The following is a 7115-nucleotide window of genomic DNA, read 5'->3' as shown; positions in this document are numbered from 1 at the left end:
GATCCCCCACTTTCATCCTTAGATCGTATGCGGTATTAGCGTAACTTTCGCTACGTTATCCCCCACTCTTGGGTACGTTCCGATATATTACTCACCCGTTCGCCACTCGCCGCCAGGTTGCCCCGCGCTGCCGTTCGACTTGCATGTGTAAAGCATGCCGCCAGCGTTCAATCTGAGCCAGGATCAAACTCTTCAGTTTAATCTCTGTTTTNCCAGGTTGCCCCGCGCTGCCGTTCGACTTGCATGTGTAAAGCATGCCGCCAGCGTTCAATCTGAGCCAGGATCAAACTCTTCAGTTTAATCTCTGTTTTTGCTGCTTTCGCAGCATGTCGCTCACTCAAAATACTGACCGTCACTCATTGCTGAGCAACGTATTTCTTTTGCGTGAACATTTGATAATTTAAGCATTCAGCAGCCACTTACGCGRCTGCTGGCACTTCATCAAACGCCCACACTTATCGACTGTTTATTGTTAAAGAACTGTATTCGGTACTGCCTTGCTGCRTTTGCGAATCGTTTTGTTCGTCAGCAGCAGAGATGCTGGCACTTCATCAAACGCCCACACTTATCGACTGTTTATTGTTAAAGAGCTTCGTATTCGGTACTGCCTTGCTGCATTTGCGAATCGTTTTGTTCGTCAGCAGCAGAGAAGCGAGATTATGCAGTGTTTCACGATGTTCGTCAACTTCTTTTTATTCCCATCGAAGCGTTCAGAACCGTTTGAAGGCCTGTCGTTTGCGACGAGGGACCGAATCATACCAGCGTCGCATACGGACCGCAAGTCCCGCTACAATGCACCCTTTGCCGTCCTCCCCGCACCGCCATGACCATCCTGCTCTCCACCCTCAATGCCCGCTATGCCCACGCTTCGCTGGGGCTGCGCTACCTGCTGGCCAACATGGGCGAGCTCCAGGAACAGACGAGCCTGATGGAATTCGTCATCGGCGCGAAGACCGTGGAGGTCGTCGAACGCCTGCTGGCGAAGAAGCCGCGCATCGTCGGCTTCGGCATCTATATATGGAACGTGGAGGAAACGACGAAGGTCGTCGCGATGCTCAAGCGCGTCGCGCCCGAGGTGACGGTCGTGCTGGGCGGGCCGGAAGTCTCGTACGAGACGAACGAGCAGGAGATCGCGCGCCTGGCCGACTACGTCGTCACCGGCTGGGGCGACATCACGTTCCCCAAGCTGTGCGGCGAGATCCTCGATGGTCCCAAGCCGATCATGAAGGTGCATGCGGGCATGCAGCCGCCGATGGCCGACATCACCCTGCCCTACACTTTGTACACGGACGAGGACATCGCCCACCGCACCCTCTACGTGGAAGCGTCGCGCGGCTGCCCGTTCAAATGCGAGTTCTGCCTGTCGTCGCTGGACAAGACGGCCTGGCCGATCGGCATCGACACCTTCCTCGTGGAGATGGAGACCCTGTACCAGCGCGGCGCACGATTATTCAAATTCGTCGACCGGACGTTCAACCTGAACGTCAAGACGAGCCAGCGCATCATGCAGTTCTTCCTCGACAAAATCGCGGCGAATCCCGATGATCCCGTGTATGCCCACTTCGAACTGGTCCCGGACCACCTGCCGGAAGCGCTGAAGGCGACGATCGCCCAATTCCCGCCCGGCGCGCTGCAGTTCGAGATCGGCATCCAGAGCTTCAACCCGGAGGTGCAGACCCTGGTCAGTCGACGCCAGGACAATGCCAAGGCCGCGGACAACATCCGCTGGCTCACCACGCAGTCGCACGCGCACCTGCACGTGGACCTGATCGCCGGCCTGCCGGGCGAAGACGTCGAATCGTTCGCGCGCGGCTTCGACCAACTGGTCGCCCTCGGCCCGCACGAGATCCAGTTCGGCATCCTCAAGCGCCTGCGCGGCACGCCGATCATCCGCCACACGGCGCCGTACAAGATGGTGTACGAGCCGTATCCGCCCTACACCGTGCTGGCGACCGACCGCATCGACTTCGCCACCATGCAGCGGCTCGTGCGCTTTGCCCGCTACTGGGACCTGGTCGCGAACTCCGGCCGCTTCGCCCACACGGTCAAGGTGCTGCTGGGCGACAGCCCGTTCGCCAACTTCATGGCGTTCTCGGACTGGATCTACACGCAGCTCGACGCCACCCACCGCATCGCGCTCGACCGCCTGGCCAAGCTGGTGCAGGCCTGGCTGCAGCGCCAGGGCATGCCGGCCGCCGACGCCGCCGCCCTCATCGCGAGCGATTACGCCGGCAGCGCCCACAAGCCGGCCGACAAGGCGACGCACGCCGCGCCCGAGCGCCAGGTCCGCCACCTCGCGGCGTAAAGACGACTATGTGCGCCACCGAACGCTGTAAGATCACGGTAACGTAGCGCTGGTGGCGGCAGTCGCGAATCTCTTTTACACTGCCGCAATGCGGATTGAAAATGCGCCAACATTAACCATCGAGCATCCAGAGGCCGGCGCGGGGCAATCCGTGGTGGCGCGCGGCGTATGGCAGGTCCACGCGTTCTCCCGAAGCGGCTTCAAGGACATCGAAAAGACATTGAAATCCCTGGCCGGCAAGCAGGTCGCCTGGGACTTGTCCGAAGTCGCCAGCCTCGATCACATCGGCGCCCAGTTACTCTGGAGTTCCTGGGGCAAGCGCCGCCCCGAGCAGCTGAAGCTCGACCCGAAGCAGGAAGAACTCTTCGACCGCATCGAGAAATCCGGCCGGATCGAGCTGCCGCGCACGCGCAAAAGCCATCTGCAATGGGTGATCACGCTGGGCGGCGGCGTCCTGAGCTTCTTCGAACACCTGCGCGGCGCGATCACCCTGATCGGCCAGGTGGTGCAGGACATCGGCCGCTTCATCCGCCACCCGCTGTCCGGGCCGTGGCGCGAAGTCTCGGCCAACATCTATCACTCCGGCTTCCAGGCGCTCGGCATCACGGCGCTCGTGGGCTTCCTGATCGGGGTCGTGCTGTCTTACCTGTCGGCGCAGCAGCTGCGCATGTTCGGCGGCGACATCTACCTCGTCAACATCCTCGGCATGAGCATCATCCGCGAACTGGGGCCGCTGCTGGCGGCGATCCTCGTCGCGGGCCGCTCCGGGTCGTCGATCACGGCGCAACTGGGCGTGATGCGCGTGACGGAGGAACTCGACGCGATGCTGGTGATGGGCATCTCGCACGGCTACCGTCTCATCATGCCCAAGGTGGTCGCGCTCGCGCTGGCGATGCCGCTGCTCGTCGTGTGGACGGATGCGATGGCCCTGATCGGCGGCATGGTCTCCGCGAAGATCGAACTGAACCTGACGATGCGCTACTTCATCCAGAAGCTGCCGTCCGCCGTGCCGATCGTGAACTACACCATCGGCCTCGCGAAGGGCGTCGCGTTCGGCATGCTGATCGCGCTCGTGTCCTGCCACTTCGGCCTGCGCATCAAGCCGAACACGGAAAGCCTGGGCCGCGGCACGACGACGTCGGTCGTCACGGCGATCACCGTCGTGATCCTGGCCGACGCCGTGTTCGCGATCATCTTCTCCGGGGTGGGCTTCTGATGGCGAATCCTGCTCAACGTCCGCCACAGCAATTGAACCGCGAGCCCGAGGAAGACGTCGGGCCGCCGGTCGTCCAGATCCGCAACCTGTGGACGCGCTTCGGCCGCACCGTCGTCCACCAGGATCTGAACCTCGACATCTATGCGGGCGAAATCCTGTCCATCGTGGGAGGATCCGGGACCGGCAAGACCGTGCTGCTGCGCCAGATGCTGGGCCTGGAGCGGCCGTCCAGCGGCTGCGTGCGGGTGTTCGGCGAGGATGTCAGCAGCGCCAGCCCGGAACAGCTGCAGCGCATGCGCAACCACTGGGGCATGCTGTTCCAGCAGGGCGCGCTGTATTCCGCGCTCACGGTATTCGACAACATCGCCCTGCCGCTGCGCGAGCTGCGCGCCCTGCCCGAGGAGGTCGTGCGCGCCGCCGTGCTGCTCAAGATGGACATGGTAGGACTCGGCCCGGGCGACGCGAACAAGATGCCGTCCGACCTGTCGGGCGGGATGATCAAGCGCGCGGCCCTCGCTCGCGCGCTCGCGCTCGAGCCGCAGTTGCTGTTCCTCGACGAGCCGACGGCGGGCCTCGACCCCGACCTGTCCGATTCGTTCGTGGCGCTGATCCAGACGCTGCACAGCGAGCTGAAACTCACCGTCGTGATGGTCACGCACGACCTGGACACGCTGTTCGCCCTGTCCTCGCGCATCGCCGTGCTGGCGGAGAAGCACGTGATTGCGGTGGGACCGTCGTGCGACGTGCTGCGCGTGCAGCACCCCTTCATCAAACACTTTTTCCTGGGGCCGCGCGGCCAGCGGGCGCTGGAAGTGCTGGAAGAGCGCATCGCAAGAAAGGAGTCGGAAGACTGACATGGAAAACAGATCGTATGCCCTCATGACGGGCTTCTTCACGGTCGCGCTGCTCGTCGCGGCCATCCTGATCGGCCTGTGGCTGAACCGCGACCGCACCACGATGCATCCGTACGAGATCGTCACCACGCAGACCATCCCCGGCCTGAACCCGCAGGCCGCGGTGCGCTACCGCGGCCTGGAAGTCGGGCGCGTGGACGACATCGTGTTCGACCCGCGCGTGACGGGCCAGATCCTCATCAAGCTCTCGATCGAGGAAGGCGCGCCCGTCACGCAGACGACGTTCGCCTCGCTCGGCTACCAGGGCGTGACGGGCATCGCCTTCATCCAGCTCGACGACGACCGCACCGGCTCCCCGCTGCTGCAGAGCGACAAGGGCCACGTGGCGCGCATCCCGCTGCGTCCCGGCCTGCTCGACCAGCTGGAAAAGCGCGGCCTCGCGATCCTGGAAAAGACGGAGCGCATCACGGACAGCCTGAATAACGTGCTGAGCAAGGAAAACCAGGACAAGCTCACGGGCGCCTTCGACAGCATCAACAAGGCCGCCGCCGCATATGCCGAGATCCCGGGCCAGCTGCAGCCGACCCTGGCGCGCCTGCCCGCACTGACCGATAAGCTCGACCGCACGATGGGCTCCGTACAGGAGCTTTCCACCAGCGTCACCGCCGCCGCGCACAACTACGACCGCCTCGCGACGAGCCTGCAGGCCCCGGGCGGCCCGATCGAGCGCGCCGGCGCGGCCATCGATTCGCTGGGCGGCGTGACGTCCGACCTCGAGCTGCAAACGCTGCCGCACGTCGTCGACATGGCCGACGAGGCGAAGACGTCGCTGCGCGCCGTGCGCCGCACCGTGACGAACCTGGGCGACCGCCCGCAAAGCATCCTGTTCGGCGCACCGGCCGCCGAACCCGGCCCGGGCGAACCCGGCTTCGCCCCCCCGACCAAATGAGGAACCCAGCGACCATGCATCCGACCCGCATCATTCTCGCTGCCGCCCTGGCCCTGACCCTGTCCGCCTGCGCCTCGCAGAAGGGCCAGCCCACCACGCAGTTCGACTTCGGCCCGGCCACGGCCGCGCAAACGCAGGCACCGGCCGGGCTGGCGCCCGGCCCACTCGGCGCGGTGGTCGTCACCGACGTCACCGGTTCGAGCGCCCTGGACAGCGAGCGCATGTTCTACCGCCTGAGCTATGCCGACCCGCTGCAGGCCCGCACCTATGCGAACAGCCGCTGGACGGCGAATCCGCTGCAGCTGCTGACGCAGCGCTTCAAGACGCGGCTCGCGCAGGCGGGTGCGCGCGTGCTGTCGGAGACGGATGCGGCCAGCGGTATCCCGCTGCTGCGCATCGATGTCGATGAATTCATCCACGACTTCGGCGGCGTGAGCCAGAGCACCGGCGTCGTCGCCGTGCGCGCCTCCGTGTTCCAGGGCCATACGCTCGTCGACCAGCGCAGCTTCCGCCAGGCCGTCGCCGCGCCCAGCGCCGACGCGGCCGGCGGCGCGCGCGCCCTCGCGGCCAGCACCGACGCCGTCGCGGCCGACATCGTGGCGTGGCTGGGCACCTTGAATCTCAACCGACGATGACCGAGACGGAAGACGCGGCCGGCCCACGCGCCTCGCCGGTGGCGCGCGCGGCGCTGCTGGCCTATCTGCTGCTGATCGTCTACGCCAGCTGGTTCCCGTTTTCCGGCTGGCGCAGCAGCGGGCTGTCGCCGTTCGCCTTCCTCGTCCTGCAGATGCCGCGCTGGTGGACCGGTTTCGACGTCATGGTCAACATCGTCGGCTACATGCCGTTCGGGATCCTGATCGTGCTCGCGTTGCATCCACGCGTGCGCGGCCTGTGGGCTGTCGCCATCGCGGCCGTCGTCGGCCTGCTCGTCTCGGGCACGATGGAGGTCGTGCAGAACTACCTGCCCAGCCGCGTGCCGTCGAGTCTCGACCTGCTGACCAATGCGGGCGGCTGCCTGGCCGGGGCGGTGCTCGGCGCATGGTTCGCCCCGATGCTGCTCGACCGCAGCCGTTTATATCTGCTGCGGCAGCGCTGGTTCGCGGCGCATGCGAGCCAGGGCCTGGTGCTCGTCGCGCTGTGGCCCCTGGCCCAGGTCTATCCGCAGAACTACCTGTTCGGCAACGGCCAGATCCTGCCGCTGCTGTCGGAATGGCTGTCCGACTGGCTCGACACGGACATCGACCTCGTGACCATGCTGCGCGGCGACGTGCCGATGAGCGTGGAGCAGTACTGGCTGTCCGAGACCATCATCACCGCATGCGGCATGACGGGCGCCGCCCTCACGCTGCTGTGCCTCACGCGCCGCGGCGCGCCCCGGCTGTCGCTGATGCTGGCGCTGATCGGCGTCGGCATCGTCGTCAAGACGCTCGCCAGTTCCCTGTTCTTCGCGCCCGACAATGCGTTCGTGTGGGTCACGCCGGGCGCCGAAGGCGGCTTCCTGATCGGGCTGATCATGCTGGCCGGCCTCGCGTTCGCACCCCAGGTCGCGCAGCGCCGGCTGGCCGTCGTGACGCTCGTGCTGTCGCTCATCGTCGTCAATACGATTCCTGCCAACCCGTATTTCGTCTCCACCCTGCAGGCCTGGCAGCAGGGTAAATTCCTGAATTTCAACGGGGCGGCCCAGTTCCTCGACATGGCCTGGCCCATCATCGCGCTGTGGTTCCTGCTGCTGCCGTCGCACCGGCTGAATCGCTCTTGATAACGGCGTATCATATGAAAGATACACGCCAT

Annotated in this window: 6 protein-coding genes and 1 rRNA gene (1 of these 7 cut by a window edge); 6 read left to right on the top strand and 1 reads right to left on the bottom strand. The window is 64.9% G+C overall.

What is annotated here, in order from left to right; translation table 11 throughout:
• Positions 1 to 199: ribosomal RNA gene (locus ASD28_RS10730) — 16S ribosomal RNA — on the bottom strand (its annotated part extends 258 nt beyond the left edge of the window); the annotation flags it as partial.
• A 624-nt stretch (positions 200 to 823) separates the two neighbouring features.
• Between ASD28_RS10730 and ASD28_RS10725 the strand changes: the two genes are divergently transcribed.
• The 6 genes from ASD28_RS10725 (at position 824) to ASD28_RS10700 (ending at position 7083) form a co-directional block, all read left to right on the top strand.
• Positions 824 to 2305: a B12-binding domain-containing radical SAM protein gene (locus ASD28_RS10725; RefSeq protein ID WP_056126952.1), complete on the top strand. Its 1482-nt coding sequence runs from the start codon at positions 824 to 826 to the stop codon at positions 2303 to 2305.
• Between the two features lie 88 nt (positions 2306 to 2393).
• Entirely contained in the window at positions 2394 to 3521 is a 1128-nt protein-coding gene (locus ASD28_RS10720; protein ID WP_056126950.1) for an ABC transporter permease, read from the top strand.
• Positions 3521 to 4375: an ABC transporter ATP-binding protein gene (locus tag ASD28_RS10715; protein WP_082577554.1), complete on the top strand. Its 855-nt coding sequence runs from the start codon at positions 3521 to 3523 to the stop codon at positions 4373 to 4375. The genes ASD28_RS10720 and ASD28_RS10715 overlap by 1 nt, the downstream gene beginning before the upstream one ends.
• 1 nt (position 4376) lies before the next feature.
• Positions 4377 to 5324 carry an MlaD family protein gene (locus ASD28_RS10710; RefSeq protein ID WP_056126946.1) on the top strand — a complete coding sequence of 316 codons (948 nt, stop codon included), beginning with the start codon at positions 4377 to 4379 and terminating at the stop codon, positions 5322 to 5324.
• A 14-nt stretch (positions 5325 to 5338) separates the two neighbouring features.
• Positions 5339 to 5959 (top strand): ABC-type transport auxiliary lipoprotein family protein, encoded by a 621-nt coding sequence (locus ASD28_RS10705; RefSeq protein ID WP_229412254.1) that lies wholly within the window; start codon positions 5339 to 5341, stop codon positions 5957 to 5959.
• Complete coding sequence (locus ASD28_RS10700; protein WP_056126942.1) at positions 5956 to 7083, top strand: VanZ family protein; 1128 nt, start codon at positions 5956 to 5958, stop codon at positions 7081 to 7083. The genes ASD28_RS10705 and ASD28_RS10700 overlap by 4 nt, the downstream gene beginning before the upstream one ends.
• Positions 7084 to 7115 lie beyond the last annotated feature (32 nt).

It is taken from the genome of Massilia sp. Root133 (assembly GCF_001426525.1).
Taxonomy (GTDB): domain Bacteria; phylum Pseudomonadota; class Gammaproteobacteria; order Burkholderiales; family Burkholderiaceae_D; genus Telluria; species Telluria orientalis.
This window is presented reverse-complemented; position numbering and strand designations above follow the sequence as displayed.